17 protein-coding genes are annotated in these 22,674 nt (G+C 60.4%); 12 read left to right on the top strand and 5 right to left on the bottom strand.

The genetic code is table 11. The features are described from left to right. The first annotated feature begins 147 nt into the window (after positions 1-147). The 4 genes from HX839_RS24025 (at position 148) to HX839_RS24040 (ending at position 5,453) form a co-directional block, all read left to right on the top strand. Positions 148-1,038 (top strand): bestrophin family protein, encoded by an 891-nt coding sequence (locus HX839_RS24025; RefSeq protein ID WP_177067774.1) that lies wholly within the window; start codon positions 148-150, stop codon positions 1,036-1,038. A 75-nt stretch (positions 1,039-1,113) separates the two neighbouring features. After that, positions 1,114-2,172: a lipopolysaccharide assembly protein LapB gene (locus HX839_RS24030; protein ID WP_102369052.1), complete on the top strand. Its 1,059-nt coding sequence runs from the start codon at positions 1,114-1,116 to the stop codon at positions 2,170-2,172. A gap of 111 nt (positions 2,173-2,283) precedes the next feature. After that, on the top strand, positions 2,284-3,786 hold the full coding sequence (locus HX839_RS24035; RefSeq protein WP_023658825.1) for an ATPase domain-containing protein: 1,503 nt from the start codon (positions 2,284-2,286) through the stop codon (positions 3,784-3,786). Further along, positions 3,783-5,453: a response regulator gene (locus tag HX839_RS24040; protein ID WP_177067775.1), complete on the top strand. Its 1,671-nt coding sequence runs from the start codon at positions 3,783-3,785 to the stop codon at positions 5,451-5,453. Before HX839_RS24035 ends, HX839_RS24040 begins: the two co-directional genes overlap by 4 nt. Before the next feature lie 30 nt (positions 5,454-5,483). Here HX839_RS24040 and HX839_RS24045 read toward each other — a convergent pair whose 3' ends face one another. The 5 genes from HX839_RS24045 to HX839_RS24065 all read right to left on the bottom strand — a co-directional run bounded on the left by HX839_RS24045 (position 5,484) and on the right by HX839_RS24065 (position 12,036). Beyond that, complete coding sequence (locus tag HX839_RS24045; RefSeq protein WP_003217591.1) at positions 5,484-5,861, bottom strand: response regulator; 378 nt, start codon at positions 5,859-5,861, stop codon at positions 5,484-5,486. A gap of 78 nt (positions 5,862-5,939) precedes the next feature. Continuing rightward, positions 5,940-7,133: a hybrid sensor histidine kinase/response regulator gene (locus HX839_RS24050; RefSeq protein WP_003217587.1), complete on the bottom strand. Its 1,194-nt coding sequence runs from the start codon at positions 7,131-7,133 to the stop codon at positions 5,940-5,942. Next, positions 7,127-7,726 carry a chemotaxis protein CheB gene (locus HX839_RS24055; RefSeq protein WP_008431027.1) on the bottom strand — a complete coding sequence of 200 codons (600 nt, stop codon included), beginning with the start codon at positions 7,724-7,726 and terminating at the stop codon, positions 7,127-7,129. Before HX839_RS24055 ends, HX839_RS24050 begins: the two co-directional genes overlap by 7 nt. Beyond that, positions 7,723-8,538 (bottom strand): protein-glutamate O-methyltransferase CheR, encoded by an 816-nt coding sequence (locus tag HX839_RS24060; protein ID WP_177067776.1) that lies wholly within the window; start codon positions 8,536-8,538, stop codon positions 7,723-7,725. The genes HX839_RS24055 and HX839_RS24060 overlap by 4 nt, the downstream gene beginning before the upstream one ends. Beyond that, a complete protein-coding gene (locus tag HX839_RS24065; protein ID WP_008431024.1) occupies positions 8,539-12,036 on the bottom strand; it encodes a response regulator in 3,498 nt (1,165 codons plus the stop codon). A 280-nt stretch (positions 12,037-12,316) separates the two neighbouring features. Between HX839_RS24065 and HX839_RS24070 the strand changes: the two genes are divergently transcribed. The 8 genes from HX839_RS24070 (at position 12,317) to HX839_RS24105 (ending at position 22,653) form a co-directional block, all read left to right on the top strand. After that, complete coding sequence (locus tag HX839_RS24070; protein ID WP_256344744.1) at positions 12,317-15,883, top strand: hypothetical protein; 3,567 nt, start codon at positions 12,317-12,319, stop codon at positions 15,881-15,883. A gap of 216 nt (positions 15,884-16,099) precedes the next feature. After that, positions 16,100-16,465: a response regulator gene (locus HX839_RS24075; RefSeq protein WP_177042100.1), complete on the top strand. Its 366-nt coding sequence runs from the start codon at positions 16,100-16,102 to the stop codon at positions 16,463-16,465. Between the two features lie 237 nt (positions 16,466-16,702). Further along, the gene (locus HX839_RS24080; protein WP_177067777.1) at positions 16,703-17,494 is read left to right on the top strand and encodes a hypothetical protein; all 792 of its coding nucleotides are present in this window, start codon (positions 16,703-16,705) and stop codon (positions 17,492-17,494) included. A gap of 9 nt (positions 17,495-17,503) precedes the next feature. Beyond that, a complete protein-coding gene (locus tag HX839_RS24085) occupies positions 17,504-18,949 on the top strand; it encodes a DUF1254 domain-containing protein (protein WP_177067778.1) in 1,446 nt (481 codons plus the stop codon). A gap of 12 nt (positions 18,950-18,961) precedes the next feature. Continuing rightward, positions 18,962-20,362, top strand: a complete 1,401-nt coding sequence (locus tag HX839_RS24090) for a DUF1254 domain-containing protein (RefSeq protein ID WP_177067779.1) — start codon at positions 18,962-18,964, stop codon at positions 20,360-20,362. Positions 20,363-20,420: 58 nt separating this feature from the next. Further along, positions 20,421-21,326 (top strand): transporter, encoded by a 906-nt coding sequence (locus HX839_RS24095; protein ID WP_177042108.1) that lies wholly within the window; start codon positions 20,421-20,423, stop codon positions 21,324-21,326. A gap of 32 nt (positions 21,327-21,358) precedes the next feature. Beyond that, positions 21,359-22,108 carry a DUF2092 domain-containing protein gene (locus HX839_RS24100; protein WP_177067780.1) on the top strand — a complete coding sequence of 250 codons (750 nt, stop codon included), beginning with the start codon at positions 21,359-21,361 and terminating at the stop codon, positions 22,106-22,108. Beyond that, positions 22,105-22,653 (top strand): hypothetical protein, encoded by a 549-nt coding sequence (locus HX839_RS24105; protein WP_177067781.1) that lies wholly within the window; start codon positions 22,105-22,107, stop codon positions 22,651-22,653. Before HX839_RS24100 ends, HX839_RS24105 begins: the two co-directional genes overlap by 4 nt. Positions 22,654-22,674: the final 21 nt, after the last annotated feature.

The raw sequence follows: 22,674 nt of genomic DNA on the forward strand, positions 1-22,674 counted from the left end.
CAGATCTGCTTTCGCTCTGGTCACCGAAAAAACGGATATGTACTCAATCCCGATAGACCCCACCAATCACCCAGTCAGCCCAAGCAATTGGACGCAACGCAAACATGCTTCTAACCTGACAGCCTGCGCCACCCAAGAAGCCCGCCCATGATCGTCCGTCCCAAACCCAACCTGCTCGGCATCCTGTTCTCCCTCAAGGGCTCGATCGCCAAACGCATTGCGCTGCGCAGCCTGCTGGTCACCCTCCTGGCCTCAGTCATCGTGCTGGTAGAAACCCTGCACCCGGCCTACTTTTCCAAGGTCAACGCCACACCCTTCACACTGCTGGGGCTGTCACTGTCCATCTTCATGAGCTTTCGCAACAACGCCTGCTACGACCGCTGGTGGGAAGGCCGCAAACAACTGGGCCAGATGATCATCGAGATCCGCTCACTGATCCGCGAAACCCAGGTCCTCAACCCTGCCGAACGCAAACACGTCCTGCGCAGCCTGTGCGGTTTCGCCCATGGCCTGATCGCCCGCCTGCGCCTGGAAGACGAAAGCCAGGCGATCAAACCGTGGGCCAACCCAGAACCCGGCCACCCGAACCTGCCCGACGGCATCCTGCAAGACCTCGGCGCCCGCTGCTCGAACCTCGCCGAACAGGGCCACATCAGCGACTGGCGCTACACCCAACTGGAAACCCGGCTGTACGGCCTGAGCCAGGTCCAGGCCTCCTGCGAGCGGATCAAACACACCCCGCTGCCCTTCCCCTACACCTTGCTGCTGCACCGCACCATCTACCTGTTCTGTATCCTGCTGCCCTTCGCCATGGCCGAGCCGCTGGGCTGGCTGACCCCGGTGTTCACCGCCATCGTCAGCTACACCTTCTTCGGCCTGGACGAAATCGGCGACGACCTCGAAGACCCGTTCGGCTTCGACGAAAACGACCTGCCCTGCAACGCCATCGTGCGCACCCTGGAGCGCGAGATTCTCGCCGCCCTCGGCGAAACCACGCTGCCGCCGGCCCTTGAGCCGATTGAGTTCGTGCTGACGTGATGCGGGTTTGACACTCGCGATAACCTGACCGAAGCTGATGGCTTTGCACTAGCTGCCCAGCTTTCGGACGCCTGCATGTCAAAGTCACGCCGTTACTCCATCGTCGGCCTGTGCGCCCTGTTGTTTATTGTGCTGATCACCTGGTATTTCACCCGCACCACGCCGGTGGTCGTGCCCCCGGCCATCGCCCATGGTTACGCCAAGGCCTTGAAGCAGGCGCATAACGGTGAACCCGGCGCCGCCCGTGTGCTGTATCAACAGCTGGGCCGCCCGGACCTTTCCGACGTGCGCCGCGCCGCCCTGCATGCCGAGCTGCCCAACTACCCCAGCCCCCAGGCCCTCAAGCTGGCGGACAAGGACCTGGCCAACGACGCACCGATGGTGCGCGAGGCGGCGATTCACAGCATTGTCGGCCTGGTGCCCAGCGGCCAGCGCACGCTGTTGCTCGGGCCACTGCTGGATGACCCGGAGCAAAGCGTCAGGTTTGCCGCGGCCAATGCCTTGCTCGGGCTGTCCCCGGATACCCTGGGCCTGTACTTCGGCCCGTTGCAGCAAGTGCTCGACGAATACGTAAAGCTGCTCAAGGGCCAACCCGAAAGCCCCGAAGGCTGGATCCAGCTGGCACGCCTGTACATTCACAGCGCGCTGCTGCCCGACGCACAAAACGCCCTGGAGCAGGCGATGCGCCTGCAACCGGACAACCTGCAAGCCGTGGTCGCGCAAATTGAACTGCTGGACAAGCAGGGCAAGGTCGACGAGTCCCGCCAACTCCTGGCCAAACAGTTGCAGGCCCACCCCGATTCGGCCTACCTGCAACATGCCCTGGGCATGTGGCTGCTGCACCATGGCGAGCGCGCCTTTGCCCTGCTCAGCCTGTCCCGGGCGGTGGAGCTCGAACCGAACAACCAGGATTACCGCTACGACCTGGCCACCACCCTGCACGCCCAGCAGGAACTGGAGGCCGCCCAGCGCCAGCTGGAAGAAATCATCCAGCGCAACCCGGCCAATCGCAAAGCCAGGGTGCTGCTGGTCAATTACTGGAAGGAAACCGGCCAGTTGCAGAATGTGCAGGTGCTGCTGGCACAGCTTGAACAGCAGAATCCGGACGACCCGGCGCTGCAACAGGGCCTGTAAAAGCGGTATTTGATACAAAACGTTGAACCGCCACACGGCGCCAAGGTCAAGTAAATATGGCGCGCCCCAGACGGCGCTGCCGACTACTTATTTGTGACCCGAGGGCACTTCTTGTCTACATCCAAAGAGCTGTTCACAGCAAAGGCGGCCACCGGTATTGAAGGTCTGGACGACATTCTTGCCGGAGGGCTTTCCCGTAGCCATTTGTTCCTGCTGGAAGGTGAACCCGGCACCGGTAAAACCACCGTGGCCCTGCATTTCCTCCAGGCCGGCGCAAAAAACGGCGAACGATCGCTGTACATCACCCTGTCGGAAACCGAGCGCGAGTTGCGCCAGGGTGCCAAGTCCCATGGTTGGGACCTGGACGAACACATTCACATCTTTGAACTGACTCCCCCCGAAAGCCTGCTCAATGCCGAGCACCAGCAAAGCCTCCTGTATTCCTCGGACCTTGAGCTGGGCGAAGCCACCCGGCAGATCTTCGAAGTGGTGGAACGGGTCAAGCCTACCCGCGTCGTGATCGACAGCCTTTCGGAAATCCGCCTGCTGGCGCAAAGCTCCCTGCGCTATCGCCGGCAGATCCTGGCGATCAAGCACTACTTCGTGCGCTACGACGCCACCGTGCTGCTGCTGGACGACCTGACCACCGAGTCTCTCGACAAGACCGTACACAGCGTGGCCCACGGCGTGATTCGTCTCGAAGAACTGACCCCCAACTACGGCGCCGAGCGCCGCCGCGTGCGGATCGTGAAGTACCGTGGCCAGAAATACCGCGGCGGTTTTCACGACTTCACCATCATGGAAGACGGCGTACATGTGTTCCCGCGCCTGGTGGCAGCCGAGCACCGTGGCGGCTACAACCGCCAGACCCTCACCAGCGGCATCCGCGAGATGGACGCCCTGTTGGGCGGCGGGATCGAGACAGGTTCCAGCACCTTGATCCTGGGCCCGGCCGGTACCGGCAAATCGCTGATATCGATGATCTTTGCCGCGGCGGCCGTCTCCCGGGGCGAAAAAGCCGCGCTGTTCATTTTTGACGAAGAGCTGGGCCTGCTGTTCGAGCGCATGAAGAACATGGGCATCGACCTGGAGGCCCTGCAAGGCACCGGCAACCTGCTGATCGAACAGGTGGACGCCGCCGAGTTGTCCCCCGGCGAGTTCTCCCATCGGGTGCGCCGCTGTGTGGATGAACGCGGGATCAAGACCGTGGTGATCGACAGCGTCAATGGCTATCAGGCCGCGATGCCGGAAGAGAACGCGTTGATCCTGCACATGCACGAACTGCTGCTGTACCTCAACCGCCGTGGCGCTGCGACTTTCATGACCGTCGCCCAGCACGGGCTGGTGGGGGACATGCAGGCGCCGGTGGACATTACCTATCTGGCCGACACCGTGATCCTGCTGCGTTACTTCGAAGCGCTGGGCAAGGTGCGGCGCGCTATTTCGATCATCAAGAAACGCACCGGCAGCCACGAATCGACCATTCGCGAATACCGCATCGGCAGTCGTGGCATGACCATCGGCGAACCGCTTGATGCGTTCCAGGGTGTATTGCGCGGCGTACCGACCTACATGGGCACCGACAACCCGCTGCTCAAGGATGAAAGTTCATGAGTGGCCTGCCGGCCATTTTCGAACGGGCGATCATTCTGGCGCCCCTGGGTCGCGACAGCTCCCTGGCGTTGATGATGCTCAATGAGGCTGGTTTCAACGGCATCATCGCCAGCCATTTGCAGATGCTCTGCGAGGAGCTGGAGCACGGTGCCGGCTTGCTGGTCATTGCTGCCGAAGCCCTGCGCGGCATCGACCTGGAACCCCTGCTCACGCACCTGCATCAACAACCGGCGTGGTCAGACCTGCCGATTGTGCTGATGACGCACCACGGCGGCAGCGAACAGAATGGCTCGTCGCACCTGAGCACCTTGCTGGGCAACGTGACGTTCCTGGAGCGCCCGTTCCACCCGATCACCCTGATCAGCCTCGTGACCACGGCGCTGCGCGGACGTCGTCGGCAATACGAGGCCCGCGACCGGCTGATCGACCTGAGCCAGAGCGAACAGCGCCTGCAAAGCACCCTGGAAACCCTTGAGCAACAGGTGGAAGAACGCACGGCGCAGCTGCGCAATAACGAAGAAGCGTTGCGCCAATCGCAGAAAATGGAAGCCGTCGGCCAATTGACCGGCGGCATCGCCCATGACTTCAACAACATGCTGACCGGCATCATCGGCAGCCTGGAACTGCTGCGCAGGCGCGTGGCTCGGGGCCGCACCGAAGACCTCGACAGCCTGATCGACCTGGGTGTCACTTCAGCCAACCGCGCGGCCGCCCTGACCCACCGCTTGCTGGCGTTTTCCCGTCGCCAGTCGCTGGATTCAAAACCGGTACAGATCAATCAATTGGTGAGTTCGATGGGTGAGCTGCTGCAACGCAGCCTGAATGAAAGCATTGCCCTGGATATCCGCCTGACCGAGCAACTCTGGACCGCCGAAGCCGACCCCAACCAGCTGGAAAGCGCCCTGCTCAACCTCGCCATCAATGCCCGGGATGCGATGCCCAACGGCGGCAAATTGGTGGTGGAAACCACCAACCGCCACTTGGACAGTGTGTTTACCGCAGCCTACGGCACCCTCACCCCTGGCGACTATGTGGAACTGAGCGTCAGCGACACCGGCTGCGGCATGCCCGAGAGCGTGATCAACCGTGCATTTGACCCGTTCTTCACCACCAAACCCATCGGCCAGGGCACCGGGCTGGGGTTGTCGATGATCTACGGGTTTGCGCGCCAATCCCACGGGCATGTGTCGATCCACAGTGTGGTGGGCCAAGGCACCACCGTCAGCCTGTTCCTGCCGAGGTATGTCGGCGAGGTCATTGCAGATGAACCGCTCAACCCGGCATTGCTGCCGTTCGCCAATGCCGGCGAGACCGTGCTGATCGTCGAGGACGACCCGGCCGTGCGGGTGCTGGTCAGCGCCGTGCTGAGTGAACTGGGCTATGCCTTCGTCGAAGCCGGTGATGCCGACAGTGCCATGCCGATCATCGAGTCCAGCCAGCGCATTGACCTGCTGATCAGCGACGTTGGCCTGCCCGGCATGAACGGCCGGCAACTGGCGGAGATCGGCCGGCAGGTGCGGCCCGAGTTGAAGGTGTTGTTTATTACCGGCTATGCAGAGCATGCGGCTGTACGGGGCGGTTTTCTGGACCCGGGCATGCAGATGATCACCAAGCCGTTCACCTTTGATCTGTTGACGGCAAAGGTGAGGGAGATGATCAAGGCTTGAAGAGGGAGTGTGCTCCCTCTTCTCAAGACGTTAAGCCAACAGCCGCTGGATATGTTCCTGCAACGTATCCAGGTCAAACGGTTTGGCCAGGATCGGCGCATTGCGCGTGATCGGGCTGTTGCAGTCGAGAATCTCCTGCGGGTAACCGCTGATGAAGATCACTTTCAATTCCGGTCGCAGCTTGATCGCAGGCTCGGCGATCTGCACCCCGGAAATTCCGCCAGGCAGGCGGTAGTCGGTCACCATCAGGTCCAGGTGCGGCTTGGTGGCCAGGATTTCAAATGCCTGCTCACCGTCAATCGCCTTCAACACCCGATACCCCAGGCCCGCCAGGTACTCGCCCAACACAAACATAATCGATTCGTCATCTTCGACGATCAGTACAACATCTTGTGCATCTTCACTCATGGGAAGCCTTTGTCCGGTCAATTGCTGCTGATACGACCATGGGGTCACGCAGAGGTTGCGTCGGATTTGCGATTGATTTCATGCCCCGGCCTCCAGGGGCAGGCAGACGCGGAACAGCGCGCCCTCGCCTATCCGGCTTTCCACTTCAATGGTCCCGCCGTGGGCCGCGATAATCTGCTCGGAGATAAACAACCCCAGGCCCAGGCCCGCCACGGCATGGTTGGCCGACACGCGCTCGAACTGTTGGAAAATACGCTTCTGGTTGTCTTCGCTGATGCCGATCCCGTGGTCACGTACTTCTACCCGCGCTTCGCCATGCTCGGCGTACACCCGCACTTCCACCGGGCTCTTGGCCCCGTAGCGCAAGGCGTTGGTCAACAGGTTGGACACCACCTGCTCGATACGGAATTCATCCCAGTTGCCTACCACCGGCCCTTCCTGGACCCAGGCCACCGAAGACTCCGCCGCCGCCACCTGCGGCGCAAAATTTTCCAGCAGGTTGTGCACCAGTTGCGTGAGGTCAAAGCGACCGGGGCGGATCGACAGCTTGCCCGTGCGAATGCGCGACACGTCGAGCATGTCTTCGATCAGGCGGATCAGGCTCTGGATCTGTCGCTCATCGCGGTCGACCATGGCATGCATCTTGTCCAGGGTAAACGCTGCGGCGTTGTCCCGGGCAAGGTGCATCTTGCGCAGCTGGGTTTCCAGGATCAGCCCGTTGAGGGGCGTGCGCACTTCGTGGGCGACGATCGACATGAAGTCATCGCGCATGCGCACGGCCTGCTCCAGTTCGGCCTGGGTGGCCTGCAAGCGCGTGAGCAAGGCTTCCTGCTCGCGCCGGCTTTGCTCCAGGGCTTCAACCTGCTGCTTCATCGCCTTGCTCTGGCGGTACAGGTCAACGAATACGTTGACCTTGCTCTTGACCGCGTGGATATCCAGCGGCTTGTGCAGGAAATCCACGGCGCCGCTTTCGTAGCCCTTGAACGCATAGTTGAGCTCACGGCCGGCAGCGCTGACAAACACGATGGGAATGTTCTTGGTCTTTTCGGTGCCGCGCATCAGCTCGGCCAGCTCGAAGCCGTTCATGCCCGGCATCTGCACGTCGAGAATGGCCATGGCGAACTCGTGCTCCAGCAGCAACGACAAGGCCTCGTCGGCGCTCAATGCCTTATAGACCTGGCGGTCCTCGCGCTTGATCAGCGCTTCAAGGGCCAGCAGGTTTTCCGGCAGATCGTCGACGATCAGCAGTTTGGCCTGGACAGTACTTAACATGGGGAGGATTCCAGGGAAGCCAGCAAGGTGCCGATGCGGCTCAAGGTGAGGATATGGTCAGGTTCATGCAGCGCCAGGGCGGCCCGGGGCATCACGGCGACGCGGGCCTCCAAAGGGTCCTGCACCACCGTGGTACCGCCGCTCTGCTTGACGTGGGCCAGGCCCCGGGCGCCGTCCTGGTTGGCCCCCGTCAGCAAAATCGCCAGCAACCCCTTGCCGTAGACATCGGCGGCTGAATCAAACAGGTAGTCGATTGCCGGGCGGGAATGGTGCACGCGGTCCTCCTGGCTCAGTGACAGGCTGCGGTCGTGCTCCACCGACAGGTGATAACCGGGGCCGGCAAAATACAGGGTGCCGGGCTGGATCACTTCCTTGTCGCGGGCCTCCACTACCTTCATCGATACGCGTCGGTCAAACACTTCCGCCAACTGGCTGCGGCGCTCGTCCGGCAAATGCAGCACGGTAATGATCGGCAGGCCGAAGCTCGCCGGCAGCTCGCCAAAAATGCTCAGCAATGCCTCGACACCGCCTGCGGAAGCACCGATCACAATGGCCTCGATCCCGGATACCGGGCTGGCAGTAGCTTCATTCATAATTTTCGGTAGATCCGTTCTTGCTTGACCAGGGGGTCGAACTGTTTGCTGTAGGCGGAAAAATCCAGGGTTTCCTTGCTGCCCAGCACCAGGAAGCCGCGATGACACAGCGACTCATGGAACAATCCAAACGCTCGATCCTGCAACTTTTTATTGAAGTAAATCAATACGTTGCGACATGAAATTAATTGAGTTTCGGAGAATACGCTGTCGGTCGCCAGGCTGTGATCGGCAAACGTCACGTTCTCCCGCAGGGTCTTGTCGAAGATCGCATGATCGTAAGCCGCCGTGTAGTAATCGGCAAACGAACGCTGGCCACCGGCCTGTTGGTAGTTGTGGGTGTAGGCGCGGATGTTCTCGAGGGAAAAAATCCCCTGCTTGGCTTTTTCCAGGGACCGGGGATTGATGTCGGTGGCGTAGATGATGGTGCGTTCCAGCAGGCCTTCCTCACGCAACAGGATGGCCATGGAATACACCTCCTCCCCGGTACTGCAGCCCGCGATCCAGATCTTGATCGACGGGTAGGTCTTGAGCAGCGGCACCACTTCCTTGCGAATCGCCAGGAAGTGCGAGGGGTCGCGAAACATTTCGCTGACCGGAATCGTCAGGAACTGCAGCAACTGCATGAACGCCGTCGGGTCATGCAGCACCCGTTCCTGCAAGGCCGAGATGGTGGCGCAGTCGAACTGACGCAACGCATGAGCCACGCGGCGCTTGACCGAAGCGCCGGAGTAGTCGCGAAAGTCGTAGCTGTACTTGAGGTAAATCGCCTCAATCAACAAGCGCAGTTCGATGTCAGTGCTTCGTTCCAATTAAATCCGTTCCATCTTGGGTAGCCACACGCGAATCAATGAAAACAACCGGTCCAGGTCGATGGGCTTGGCCAGGTAATCGTTGGAGCCTGCCGCCAGGCAGCGCTCCTGATCGTCCTTCATGGCCTTGGCCGTCACCGCGATGATCGGCAGCTTGCGCCAGCGCGGGTCCTGGCGGATCAAGGCGGTGGCCTCGTACCCGTCCATCTCCGGCATCATCACGTCCATCAGTACCAGGTCGATGTCATCGACTTCATTGAGTTTCTCGATCGCCTCGCGGCCATTACGGCCGATCACGACAATCGCGCCCTTGTGCTCCAGGGCACTGGTCAGGGCGAAGATATTGCGTACATCGTCATCCACCAGCAGGATCTTGCGGCCCTCGAACACCTTGTCGCGGCTGCGGGCAGTCCTGAGCATTGTCTGGCGTTCATGGGACAACTGCGATTCGACTTTGTGCAGAAAGAGTGTCACCTCGTCCAGCAGGCGCTCGGGGGAACGCGCGCCCTTGATGATGATCGAGCGCGAATACTTGCGCAGTTCGGCCTCTTCATCGCGGGTCAGGTTGCGCCCGGTGTAGACGATCACCGGCGGGAACGAGCAGATGTCCTCGATGGACATGCGCTTGAGCAGCTCGTTGCCGAGCATGTCCGGCAGCTTGAGGTCGATGATCATGCAGTCGTAGATGTGGGTGCGCAGCAGGTCCAGGGCCTCCTGGGCGAAGCCTACGGCGGTGATCTCGATATCATCGTCGCCGATCAGGCGGGCAATGCTGTCTCGCTGAAGATCATCGTCTTCCACCAGCAGCACACGCTTGACCTTCTGCGTCAGCTTGGCTTCCAGGCGGGCGAACACATCCTTGAGCTCTTCGCGGGTGGTCGGCTTGACTGCATAGCCCACGGCGCCCATGTGCATGGCGGCTTCGACGCGGTCCTCCACGGAAATCACGTGCACCGGGATATGGCGGGTCCCGGCATGTTCCTTGAGCCGTTGCAGCACGGTCAGGCCGGAATGGTCCGGCAGGCGCATGTCCAGCAGGATCGCGTCGGGAATGTACTGTTCCGCCAGGGCGTAGCCTTCGTCTGCGCCATGGGCCACCAGGCAGTGGTAACCCAGTTCATGGGCGAGGTCGAAGAGGATGCGGGCAAAGTTGGGCTCATCTTCCACCACCAGGATGCAACGCGTGGCGAACGGAGCCTTGTCGCGGTCATCGATAAAGCGCGGGATCTGCGCTTCGTGGGCGATCGGCATCGGCGACACCTTGATCGGCGCCGGTGCAGGCACAGGGACTACCGCGCGCGGCTGTTCCAGCGCCGGGGTGTCTTCGTCACGCTCTACATAGTGCTCGGGCACCACCAGGGTAAAGATACTGCCCTGGCCAGGTTCGCTGGTGACGCTGATATAGCCGCCCAGCAGGTTCGCCAGGTCCCGGGAAATCGACAGGCCCAGGCCGGTGCCGCCGTAACGACGGTTGGTGGTGCCATCGGCCTGGCGGAAGGCCTCGAAGATGCTTTCCTGCTGGTCCGGGGCGATGCCAATCCCCGAGTCGCGTACGGTAAAGGCGATGCCCTCCCCCGGTGCCCGGGATACCGACAGGCTGACCTCACCTTTCTCGGTGAACTTGATGGCGTTGGACAGCAGGTTCTTCAGAATCTGCTCCAGGCGCTGGCGGTCGGTGAACAGCATGTGTGGCGAGCCTTCCTGCACCTCCACCTGGAACCCGAGCTTGCGGTCGGCCGCCAGCGGCTCGAACATGCCGCGCAGGCCATCGACCAGGCGCGCAACGCTGGTGTTCTCCGGGCGCATTTCCAGCTTACCGGCTTCGACCTTGGAGATATCGAGGATGTCATTGATCAGGTTGAGCAAGTCGTTGCCGGCCGAGTAGATCGACTCGGCGAACTTGACCTGTTCGGCGCTGAGGTTTTCCTGGGGGTTCTCCGCCAGCAACTTGGCGAGGATCAACGAGCTGTTCAGCGGCGTGCGCAGCTCGTGGGACATGTTGGCGAGGAATTCGGACTTGTACTTGCTGGAGCGCTGCAACTCGTCGGCACGCTCTTCCAGCTCGATCTGTACGCGGTTGAGCTGGACGTTCTTCTGGTCCATGGCATCGCGCTGCTCGGCCAGGGTCTGGGTCTGTTCGGCCAATTGTTCGTTGGTCTGTTCCAGCTCCGCCTGTTGGGTTTCCAGGTGGGCCTGGGACTCCTTGAGGATGCGCGACTGTTCTTCCAGCTCTTCGTTGGCCGTCTTGAGCTCTTCCTGCTGCACTTGCAGCTCTTCATTGAGCTGCTGGGTTTCGGCCAGCACTTCTTGCAGGCGCTGGCGATAACGCGCGGCTTCGATGGAGGTGCCGATGTTGTCGGCAATCAACTCCAGCAGTTCGACATCACGGTCATCGAGTGCACGCAGGAAACCCAGTTCGATCACCCCGTTGACCCGGCCATCATCGCTGGTCGGTACCACCAGCACGCTGCGGGTCGCACCTTCGCCGAGGCCGGAACTGACCTTGAAGTAATCCACCGGCACATCGTCCAGGCGAATCAGGCGGTCCTGCCGGGCCGATTGGCCGACGATGCCTTCGTCGTTGTAGATCGACTGTTCCTGCTGCTCCTGCTCGCGGGAGAAGCCATAGGTAGCCACGCGTGTGAGGCCGCCGTGCTCTTCACGCACGTACAACGCCGCCACCGCCGAGCCCATGTACTGGGCAAAGAACTGCAAAATGTTGCGCCCCAGCAGGTTCAGCGTCAGTTGGCCAAGGACCTGCTCGGCCAGCTCGGTCTGGCCGTTGCGCAACCAGGCTTGCTGCTCGAGGCGCTTGGCGATCCTCTGCTGCGACATCAGGTTTTCGCTGTAACTGTTTGAAAGTTCTAGAAGATTCTTTCGGCCGACATACGCCAGGAAGCCACTCAGGCCGAGCACAAACACCAGGTACAAGGTGACGCTGATGATCGTGGTGCGGGTAACGTCTTCATTGCGGGTGATGCGGAACTGTTGCTCCATCGCCACCGCCCGGTCGTACTCCTTGCGAATCTCGTCCGTCAGGCTCTTGCCACGCCCGGCTTTCACGGCGGTGCGGTAATCGCCGTTTTGCCGCTGCATGTCAATCATCGACTGGGCGTAGGTGTTCCACGCCTGTTGCAACGACTCCAGACGCTTGAGCCGGTCCACCTGCTCCGGATTGTCCGCCACCAGTGCCTGCAAGTTGCGCAAGTCGGAAATGATCCGCGGCTTGGCCACTTCGTACGGGTCGAGGAAATGCTCGTCACCGGTAATCAGGAAGCCCCGCATGCCGGTTTCCAGGTCCACGGTCAGTTTCGAGGTTTCGTTGAGATTGTTGATTACCCGGTCGGTGTGTTCGACCCACTGGATCACCGACAACAGGTAGGTGATCAGAACGACGAAAAACACCGCGCTGAGCACGCCAACGCCCAACGGCAGTGCCACGTTGCGGCCCAGCAATTTACGGAAGCTTTTCTCATCGACAGACGACGCGGGAGTCATGGGCATGCCTTGGCCAATACGGAAAAACGAGGAGTTTGCCCCAAAGTTGCGCCTGAGCGCTATTTTTCTGCTACCCGTAGCGACATGGATTACATAACCCATTGATAAATAGACGAATGGATGTGTTTTTAACACTCGGCAATTGACTTTCCTTCTTACATGGGAACCGAAGTGAGCCTGGAACGTTGTGTGTGGGCCGCCCCACCCAAAGGGGTGCCGTGGGGAACAGGGAACCTCCTCGGAAAAGGCGCGTATCTCCTAATAAAACAGGTACCCACCGATGCAAAATGTCAGCAGCCTCTCCGTGCAACAGCCTGCGCCCCAATTCTTTTCCTCCCCTGCTTCCGGGGCATCGTCCCTGAGCCCCCTGCCAGCCACGCCCCCTGCCGTTGCAGCAGCGCCAGCATCAGCCGCCAGCCGCTCCGATGTGCTGAAACAGCCCATGGCCGACCGGCAGAACTGGCAGAACCTGCTGGACGCCATCAACCTCGCTGCCCCGGCCCTGCAAGACTACGACACCGCCCCCTATGTACAGTCCGTCCTGAAACTCACACAAATGGCCATTCATCCTGACTCGTCCCATCACAACACCCTGGACATGGGGACCAGGGTCAACCAAAGCCTGGAGGCATTCCTGAATGCCAACGGGGTGCCTCTGCCAACCTCCAAGGCCGAGTTGCTCAAGCTGAAACTGGAAGCGATCGTCAGGATCGCCGCCCACCCTTTCGGTGACCTGGGCGGTGCCTTGTCCTGGCCTGCACCGCTGGACCAGAACCAGCAAACTCAGTTGCGCCTGCTTGCGATGAACCACGCCCACCACCTCGGCGATCAGCCGCAAGTCACGCAGACAAAGAGCGTCCTGGACTTTCTCGCGTACCAGAATCCCATTCCTGTGGCCGCCTTGAACGACCCGGCGAAGATCCTCGAGTTTCTTTTAAGCTCGCCCGAAGGCCAACTGATGGGCCAGGCCCTGCAGCGCGGGCTCAATGGTATCGAGACCAAGAACAGCCATTACGACTACCTGCTGGCCGCCATCAGTGCACAGATGGATCCCGAGTCAGTCCAGGCGCCTCAACGGAACAAACTGGCCGGTTTCGACGTGGCCAGTGAAGAACATTGGGGCAAGCCGGCCTCTGCCATCGTCAACGGGCTGAGCGCACACCTGTCGAGCGAGGGCAGAACGAGCCCCGAGATGGCCCAGGCGGGTGCTTACGTATTGCTGGCAAGAACAGCCCCGGAGTTCCTGATCAAAGACATCCCGGCCAGCGTGACCTATGGCAGCCCGGCCTGGGTCAACCTGGCGGTTGCGGCGGCGTCGATTGAAGCGCAGTCGCCGGGCTCGGTACCGAACATGACTTTCGCCCAAGTGATGCTCAAGGCCGAAAGCGCTGCACTCGCCGAGCCCGCCGTGACCCAAAGCGCACAGAGGGCAGCGCTGATTGATTGGGCCGTGGCCAACGGCGTTATCAGCAAACAACCCAACGATGCCTACAGCCCCGACCAGCTGGAAGCGATACGCGTCGAGTTCACTCAGCAGGTGGATGAACGCATGAAGGCCTCCACCCTGCTGGAGACCGATATCCCGAGCCGCAAGGCCATTGCACTGGCCCAGCTCAAAGAGCGATTTGGCGAGGATGTGCCGTTTGAAAAAAAGGCCCTGACGGTGAAGGACACCCGCCAACAACAGTTTGGCGTACCGCTCTACGACCCAAACCGCGCACCTGCGGGCCTGCATTCGTTGCTGGACATCGCCATGAGTGGCTTGGGCGATTACACCTGGGAATCCAAGGATCCAGACATCACCCAGGCACTAAAAGGCCAGTCGCTCAAGTTCGACGTAAACGCGACATTTCAAAAGCAGTTTGAAGCGTCGATCAAGTCGCTGAACGACGGGGTTGCCACCACCGTAAAGCACCTGATCGCCAGCCTGCCGCTGGAAGATCGAAAAAACATCGAGCAGGGCAACCTCACTTTTTACCAGCCCTCTGTTTATCAATTGGGCCCAAACCTGGTCACCTCGCTTTTCAAACCGATTAAAAATGAGCTGCTGATACAGGTAGAGGGTGGCACGGAACCTGTTTCCTATAGGCTGGACATAAAAAACGGCAGCATCAAAAAAGTAACGCCCCAGGATTTCTCTGCGAGTACCTGGGAACTGGCGATCGAGGAAAACAGAATAAAAAAATTCGACGCATCAGAGGCCAGTGAGCCCGAGCGCTCAGCCAGTACAGACACGAACCCACTGCCTCCCAACAGCTTTGCCACCGCCCGTACCCAGTACATCGCGGATGCATTTGTCGAAAACCTCGACCTGGGCAACGAGGATGTCTTCAAGCAAGCCAAAGGCGCCACGACCTACGACAAGCAAATGGAAACCGAGTTGAAGGTGACCCATTTCTTCCTCGACCTCATTCCCTTCAAGTCAGCGATTGCCAACTTTACCAAGGGTAATTACCTGGAGGGGGCGATTGACCTCCAGCTGGACCTGCTGGGCTTTGTCAGCCTGGGTTCGTCCAAAGCGGCACAGGCGGGCACAAAAGCCCTCAGTGCAGGCGCCAAGGCGCTGAATGTTGCCAAAAAGATCGGTGTCGCCACCATCGGCGCCTTGAACCCGGTGGGCGGCTTGGGCGATTTGCTTCTGGGAGGCGCAGGACTGATTAACCGGGGCGGCAAGTTTGTAGTCGAAAAAAGCATTAACGGGCTAAACAAACTCAAGGGGGCAGCCGGCAGCCATGACCTGTTGAAAGCCGCCGGCAAGGAACATGGCGTCGCGGCAATCGGCACCATCAAGCTGGCGGATCAAACCGTCGAAGCCTCCGCTGTATTGAACAAGGGCGAATGGTACGCGTACGACGCCCTCAAGAAACAACCCTATGGCCCACCGCTGAAGGGGTTCACGCCACAGACCGTGTCGGTCCAGGACAACGTTGAAAGCTTCTGGGAGTACTTTGTCGGAGGGCCGGCCACCAAGGCGCAAAACACACCCTCCAAGCAATTATCCAACTCATTCAAGGCTACGCAGGAACACGCCAGAACAACGAGCCACGATGCGTATATGCGTGGCTATAACAACGGGGTAGTGGATGACATCCCGGGCTACTCGGGCTCCATGGATATCGCAGAGCTCATGGAACTGGCACTTAAGCCGAATCGAAGCCCCGAAGAAATCGGCGCCCTGGCACAGTCAATAGGCAAAAAGCGATCAGAAGTCGGCCTTAAAAACTATGAGTTCTACAAAGCCGAAATTGAGCGCATCCCCGGCATCAAGCTCCGGGGCATGCCCCAGAATTTCTATTTGAGCCAGGTGGACACGGTGACCGGAGGCGAATGTGGCGTGTTAGCCAACGCAATGGCCTACGCCGTGTCCGTTGGAAAACAGGACGAGTACATCGACAAGCTTTTCATTGCAGCGGCAACCAAGGAAACCAACCCAAAATCGGCGAGGTTCATCAAGGACATGAGCGAAGCCCAGGATCACTTCAGAAAGCGACCGCACTCGGCTGAAGTCGTCACGCAAAAGTCCTATCAGGCCATCATCGATGACCTGGCCAACGCGACGACGTCCAAGACACTCATCATCGCCACGCCCGTCCACGCGATGACAGCGGGAGTGATCGTGGAAGGCGGCACGCGAAAATGGTTCTATTTCGACCCCAATTTCGGATTGGTCAATTTTCCGACCGAGGACGCCATGAAAAAAGGAATGAAGGAATCGCTGGCCAACAGTAAGACGCCGCTCATCCCGGGAGCGTTTGGGACGCCGACAAACCCGGAATATACGGTCAGCACCTTCAAGGCAAGCGAGAACCAGAGCCGGGTCCATGGGTTGGTGTACGGATCCCTTTAACCGATAAAACCGGCAGCTTGAGACCATGCCAGGGGCTTGCTGGTTGTTCCAGCAAGCCCCTGGCAATTGAGTGGCGGTGATACGCGACATTTGTAGCCGTTATCGGCACAATGTTTTGCTTATCTGGGGAACTTGCCGGGACCGACAATACTCAGGATGAAAACGGTCTTCCCATTGCCCAAGACCTGCCCCTTCCACTGTTCGGGAACCTCCACTATGTCAGCCGCCCCCTCCACCATCCTTGTAGTCGAAGACGACGCCATCGTGCGCATGTTGATCGTCGATGTCCTCGAAGAGCTGGAGTACCAAGTGCTTGAAGCGGCCGATGCCGAAGAAGCCTTGAAAATTGTTCAAGACACCGACCAGACCATCGACCTGATGATGACCGACGTCGGCCTGCCGGACATGGACGGCAAGCAACTGGCCCTCAAGGCCCGTGAAATACGCCCCGCCCTGCCCATCCTGTTCGCCAGCGGTTATGCCGAAAATATCGATTCGCCAGCCGACATGCAGGTGATCGGCAAGCCGTTCTCGATTGATCAGTTGCGTGACAAGGTCAAATCCATACTGCCCGTCTGCTGAGCCCCCCTATTCCCCAATGCCGTTACACAGTGACGGCATTCCAATGCAGTCTGCGCCCAGCGGACGCCTCCGTGATCGCGACCACAGCAAACAACTAATTCTTTCGATTGACTAGCGAGTGCGGAATTTACTGCTAGCGTCAAACGACATGTCCTACACGTAATAGTGAATAAGGACAGCCCCCTAGCCTTCGCAAACGCGCTATCGGGAACATCACCAGGGAATTGGGGAGTGGTCATGCTCAAGTCATCGTATTTTCCAGCAGTTGTGCTGGTGGCTTCGGTGTTGCCTGTGATTTCGGCCCAGGCCGACAACGCCGACACCGCCAACAAGAGTAACAACCCGCTGAACCTCGCGCCGGGAGCGAACCTGCAGGATTACTACACGCCCAGGCTGTTCGACAGCAACGCCCACACCAATGACACGCTGCTGCGCGGCACATTGCCGATTGCGCCATCGGATTTCATCGGTGTCCCTCAGTTACTACGTGCCACCCTGCCCATCAGTACGCGCCCCGACCCCCACAGTGGCTACACCACCGGGATCGGCGACCTGAACCTGTTCGATATCTTCCTGCTCAAGACCGATGGCGTGCAGTTGGGCATCGGCCCGCAAATCACCGCACCTACCGCCGAGCACGATGAATTGGGCACCGGCAAGTGGCAGGCCGGACTGGCGGCGGTGGCCATCGACGCCTCGCCCCGCGGCTTGCTCGGCGCACTGGTGCAATACCAAAGCTCGTTTGCCGGGGACAGTGACCGCGCCCATGTCGAAAGCGCGACCTTCCAGCCGTTCATCATTCACAACCTGCCCAAGGGCTGGTACCTGCGCTCTACCGGCACCTGGACGTTCGACCTGAAAAACGACACCCATTACATCCCTATCGGGTTCGGTGCCGGCAAAGCCTGGAAATCCGGCAGCAACATCCTCAACGCCTACCTCGAACCGCAATGGACCGTGGCCCGCAAAGGCGATGGCCTGCCGCAGTTCACCCTGTTTGCCGGGATCAACGTCACGTTCGGGAAATAAGGATATTTTATGCGTGTTCTGATTCGTAGTGCCGGGTTCTGCCTGTTAACCCTGACCGCCGCTGTACAGGCACAGACCCTGGACACCCGCATCGGCCCGATCACCATGGAAGGTGAACTGCCGGCCCACAGCGAAATCGCCAAACTGTATGGCGAGCTGGATTTCCAGCAGGCTACCCAGAGTTTTCTCTGGGCCCTGCCGCTGGTGTCCTACGCCCAATGGCAGGACGAATTCAGCACCAAGCTTGGCGCACGCAGCGGCGATTTGATGGTACTGACCACCTACGAAGACAAGCTCGGCGTGATCACGGCCAACGCCACCACACCGTATATCCTCGGCTTCGTCGACCTCAACGAGACCGGCCCGCTGGTGATCGAACTGCCGCCAGGCCCCACGGCCGGCGGGATTGGCGACTTCTGGCAACGGGCGATCATCGACATGGGCCAGACCGGCCCCGACCTGGGCAAGGGCGGCAAGTACCTGGTGTTGCCACCCGGCCAGGAGCCACCCGCCGATGCCGGCAAGTATTACCTGGCCAAATCGGAAACCATGAACGTGCTGGTGGGTTTTCGCGTACTCGACCCCGACCCGGCCAAGGGCAAGGCGCTGGTTGAGCAATTCAGGATGTACCCCTACGCCCAGCGCGCCAACCCGGCGAAAACCCGCTTACTGTCTCCCGGCGGCAAGCCCTGGTCCGGCACCCAGCCGCGCGGCATGGCCTACTGGGAACGGCTGCACGGGATTATCCAGAAAGAACCGGTCAACGAGCGTGACCGCTTCTATATGGCCATGCTGTCCAGCCTGGGCATCGAAAAGGACAAACCCTTTAACCCCAACGAACGCCAACGCCAGGCCCTGGAGCAAGGCGCACAAATGGGCGAGTTGATTGCCAAGGCCAATGCCTTCGCCAAACGCTTCCCCCAGGCCCAGTACTGGAAAGACCGGCAGTGGGACACCGTGCTCAATATCGCCGAACCGTCCCAGCGCGTTACCTACTATGACCAGCTCTGGGAACGCAGCGCCTGGTTCTATGAAGCGGTCACCAACACCAAAGGCATGGTTTCCAAGACCCCCGGCCTGGGCCAGACGTACCTCGGCGCCTATACCGACAACAAGGGCCAATGGCTCGACGGCGGCAAGGCCTACACCCTGCATGTCGGCGCCAACCCGCCGGCCAAACAGTTCTGGTCGATGACCGTGTATGACATCGACAGCCGCTGCCTGATCGACAACCCACAGCGTAAAGCGGACCTGTCTTCACGCCAGGATTTGAAGAAAAATGCCGACGGATCGATAGATCTTTACTTCGGACCGCACGCGCCAAAAGACTTCGAGAGCAACTGGGTGCAAACTCTGCCCGGCAAACACTGGTTCAGCTATTTCCGACTGTACGCGCCGACTGAAGCCTACTTCGATAAAAGCTGGAAACTCGACGATATCCGACTGATTCAGTAAGGACGCAACAACATGATTCGAAAACCGACGCGCCTGCTGTTGGCGAGCCTCTCGATTCTCATGAGCACCGGCGCCTGGGCCGATTTCACCGCTACGCCGAGTGAAGCCAGGGCCATCGCCAAGGAAGCCTACCTTTATGGCTTCCCCGTGGTGGAGATGTACAAGACCCTCTACACCCAGGCCGTCGACAAGACCGGGCCGAACTACAAGGCGCCGTTCAACCATATCGGCAACACCGCGCAGGTGTTCACGCCCAAGGACACTGCGTTCGTTACACCGAATTCGGACACGCCCTACTCCTTCGTCTGGCTCGACCTGCGCGCCGAGCCGGTGGTGCTGAGCCTGCCGAAGATCGAGGACAACCGCTACTACTCGGTGCAGTTGATCGACCTCTACACCCAGAACTTCGGCTACCTGGGCACCCGCAGCACCGGCAACAACGGTGGCCACTACATGATCGCCGGCCCCGGCTGGAAAGGTCAGCAGCCCACCAATATCGACCGCGTCGTGTACAGCGAAAGCAACATCGCCTACGCGCTGTACCGCACGCAATTGTTCGATGACAAGGACCTGGCCAAGGTCAAGCAGATCCAGGGCGGCTACAAGGTCCAGACCCTCAGCAACTATGTGAACCAGCCGAAACCGACCAAGCCGCCGAAAATCGCCTGGCCCAAGCCCACCCCGAACATGAGCGACAGCGTGCACCTGTTCCGCTACCTGAACTTCATGCTGGGCTATGCGGCGCCTCAGGACAGCGAGAAAGACGTGCTGGCGCGTTTTGCCAGGATCGGCGTCGAAGCCGGCAAGCCGTTTGACCTCAAGGCCCTCACCGTCGAGCAACGCAAGGCCCTGGAAGACGGCATAGCCGACGGCAAGGCCGAGTTTGCGGCGTTCAAAAAAGACAAGGTCGATACGCACCAGGTTACCAGCGGTGACCTGTTCGGCAGCCGCGATCACCTGCAGAACAATTACCTGTACCGCTACGCCGGCGCCAACATGGGCATCTTCGGCAACTCCACCGACGAAGCCGCCTACCTGAGCTACTTCGTCGACAGTGAGGGCAAACCGGCCAACGGCGCACGCCACAGCTACACCCTGCATTTCGACAAGGGCCAGTTGCCACCCTCCGATGCGTTCTGGTCGCTGACCATGTACGACGCCAAGACCAAGCTGCTGGTGCCGAACCTGAAGAAACGCTACCTGCTCAACTCGCGGATGCTGCCCAACTTCAAGCTCGATGCCGATGGCGGCCTGACGCTGCTGGTGGCCCACCACGAGCCACCGAAAGCCGAACAAAGCAACTGGCTGCCAGCACCGCCCGGCCCGTTCTACGCGGTATTGCGCATTTACCTGCCCAAGCCTGAAGTGGGCAACGGCCAATGGAAGCTGCCACCGCTCACACCGATCAAATAGCGCCTGGTCACGTAGTACCGCTGCACCCTGACATCAGGCATTTACAAGGAGTAGAGCCATGGTTTCACGTAGTCAATTGAGTGCGTTTACCGCCGCCACGCTGGCACTGATGCCAGGGATAGGGTTTGCCGACAATGCCAGGGATTGGCAGAACACCCCGACGGATCTGAACATGGTGTTCGGCTACTACAACCGGGTCGACACCAACACCCCGATCGACACGACATTGCCCATCAACGGCCTGTCGTTGAACGCCGACCTCTACCTGTTCCGCTACGCCCGTTCATTCGGCATCGACGGGCGCAACAGCGCCATCCAGTTTATCCAGCCGTACGCCGACGTTTCGGCGTCGTTCGACAACGCCCAGTTTTTCAGTGGGACCAAGCGCAACGGTGGCATGGGCGACACGCAGATTGTGTTCGCCCATAACATCTTCGGTGGCCCGGCACTGACCGCCGAGGAATTCGCCAGTTGGAAGCCCGAGACGTTCCTCACCGGTGCGCTGTGGATGACCATGCCCACCGGCGACTACGATAAAGACCGCATCATCAACATCGGCTCCAACCGCTGGGTGTTCAAGCCCGAACTGGGCTTCGGCACCCCGATTGGCCCGACCTGGCTCGAAATCAACACCTACGTCTCGCTGTTTGGCGACAACAAGGATTACCACGGCGACAGCAAGCTGGAACAAAAGCCGCTGTATGCCATCGAGGGTCACTACAGCTACACCATCAACCGCGCACTCTGGGTGTCGCTGGACGCCACCTACAACCGCGGCGGCGAAAGCAGGATCGACGGCGACTGGCAAGACAACAAACAGGAAAACGGCCTGCTGGGCGCCAGCCTGGGTTTTATGTTGTCACCCCAGTTTGGCGGCCTGATCGCCTATAACGACACGGTCTCCGAGCGCACCGGTTCACCCGATGTGAACACCTGGACCTTCCGCCTGCAGTACGTCTGGTGAGAGCCACCTTCACGGAATGAACGGAGTGCGCCATGTCCCGTATTCATCTCGCGCGTCTATTGCTGGCAGGCTTGCTGCTCACCCCTCACACCGTTTTGGCCGACGAGCTGGAACCCAAGGCACTCACCGCCCTGGAGCAGATGGGTGGCTACCTGCGCAGCCTGCAGCAGTTTCGCATCGACGCCCACAGCCACACCGACCAGGTGCTGGAGAACGGCCAGACCATCGAGTTCAGTCACCAGACCCGCCTTGCAGCGATGCAGCCGGACAAGCTGCACGTCTCGGTGGAAAGCGACGGTGAGCGCCGCAGCCTGTTCTACAACGGCCAGCGCTTTACCCTGTACGACAGCCGCAGCGGTTACTTCGCCAACCAGGCGGCACCGGCGAATATCGGCGGGTTGCTCGACCAGCTGAGTGAACGTTATGGCATCGAGCTGCCCCTGGCCGACCTGTTCCGCTGGCATCCCGGCACCGCCAAGGAGGTGGGCATCAGCAACGCCGTGCTGATCGGCAGTGAAACCATCGACGGCCAGACCTGCACCCACTACGCCTACCGCCAGCCGGACATCGACTGGCAATTGTGGATTCGCCAGGGCGCGCAACCGCTGCCCTGCCGACTGGTGATCAGCCGCCGCGACACCGCCGAACACCCTCGGCACAGCGTCAACTACCTGTGGCAGCTCAACAGCCCGCCCAAGCCTGCCGACTTTGAGTTCACCCCACCGGCCGGCGCCCGCGCGGTGCCCCTGCAACAGTTGGAGCCTCAGGGAGAACAGCCATGAAAAGCATGGCGGCGGTGCTGACCGCGACTTTGCTGCTGACGCTGTTCGATCCGCTGGCGGCCCAGGCCTGGCAACTGCGCGGCGGTGGTGGCGCACGCACGTTTGTGGTGCCCCATGGCGGCGGTGGCGGTTATCGCCCGCCCATGCCGGCGCCGCGCCCGATGCCTGTACCACGGCCGATGCCACCGCACCCGGAGCCCCATCCGCAACCCCATCCACAGCCAGGACCTCATCCTGAGCCGGGGCCGCATCCGGGGCCCGGGCCACAACCGGGGCCACATCCTTACCCGATGCCACCGCCTCCTCCGCCCCCACCGCCGCCCCCTCATGGCGATGACTGGTACCACCCATGGGCCACCGCCGCGGTGGTCGGCGCGACCACGGCGACCCTCCTCGCCATCGGTACGCGCGTCACCACGGTGCCGGTGGATTGCGTCTCGGTGGTCGCCAATGGCGTGGCCTACCAGCACTGCGGGCCCACGTGGTACCAGCCGCAATACGTCGGCAGCTCCGTGCAGTACATCGTGGTCGCCGCGCCCTGGTGACCCATCGTTTCAAGGATGATT

This window comes from Pseudomonas sp. I8001, from assembly GCF_013385345.1.
GTDB lineage: Bacteria > Pseudomonadota > Gammaproteobacteria > Pseudomonadales > Pseudomonadaceae > Aquipseudomonas.

Coding starts and splice junctions, on each gene's coding strand:
- HX839_RS24045 (WP_003217591.1), bottom strand. CDS start 5,861: ATGAGTGAAGATGCACAAGATGTTGTACTGATCGTCGAAGATGACGAA.
- HX839_RS24080 (WP_177067777.1), top strand. CDS start 16,703: ATGCTCAAGTCATCGTATTTTCCAGCAGTTGTGCTGGTGGCTTCGGTG.
- HX839_RS24090 (WP_177067779.1), top strand. CDS start 18,962: ATGATTCGAAAACCGACGCGCCTGCTGTTGGCGAGCCTCTCGATTCTC.
- HX839_RS24075 (WP_177042100.1), top strand. CDS start 16,100: ATGTCAGCCGCCCCCTCCACCATCCTTGTAGTCGAAGACGACGCCATC.
- HX839_RS24025 (WP_177067774.1), top strand. CDS start 148: ATGATCGTCCGTCCCAAACCCAACCTGCTCGGCATCCTGTTCTCCCTC.
- HX839_RS24100 (WP_177067780.1), top strand. CDS start 21,359: ATGTCCCGTATTCATCTCGCGCGTCTATTGCTGGCAGGCTTGCTGCTC.
- HX839_RS24050 (WP_003217587.1), bottom strand. CDS start 7,133: ATGTTAAGTACTGTCCAGGCCAAACTGCTGATCGTCGACGATCTGCCG.
- HX839_RS24030 (WP_102369052.1), top strand. CDS start 1,114: ATGTCAAAGTCACGCCGTTACTCCATCGTCGGCCTGTGCGCCCTGTTG.
- HX839_RS24085 (WP_177067778.1), top strand. CDS start 17,504: ATGCGTGTTCTGATTCGTAGTGCCGGGTTCTGCCTGTTAACCCTGACC.
- HX839_RS24040 (WP_177067775.1), top strand. CDS start 3,783: ATGAGTGGCCTGCCGGCCATTTTCGAACGGGCGATCATTCTGGCGCCC.
- HX839_RS24105 (WP_177067781.1), top strand. CDS start 22,105: ATGAAAAGCATGGCGGCGGTGCTGACCGCGACTTTGCTGCTGACGCTG.
- HX839_RS24055 (WP_008431027.1), bottom strand. CDS start 7,726: ATGAATGAAGCTACTGCCAGCCCGGTATCCGGGATCGAGGCCATTGTG.
- HX839_RS24070 (WP_256344744.1), top strand. CDS start 12,317: ATGCAAAATGTCAGCAGCCTCTCCGTGCAACAGCCTGCGCCCCAATTC.
- HX839_RS24065 (WP_008431024.1), bottom strand. CDS start 12,036: ATGACTCCCGCGTCGTCTGTCGATGAGAAAAGCTTCCGTAAATTGCTG.
- HX839_RS24095 (WP_177042108.1), top strand. CDS start 20,421: ATGGTTTCACGTAGTCAATTGAGTGCGTTTACCGCCGCCACGCTGGCA.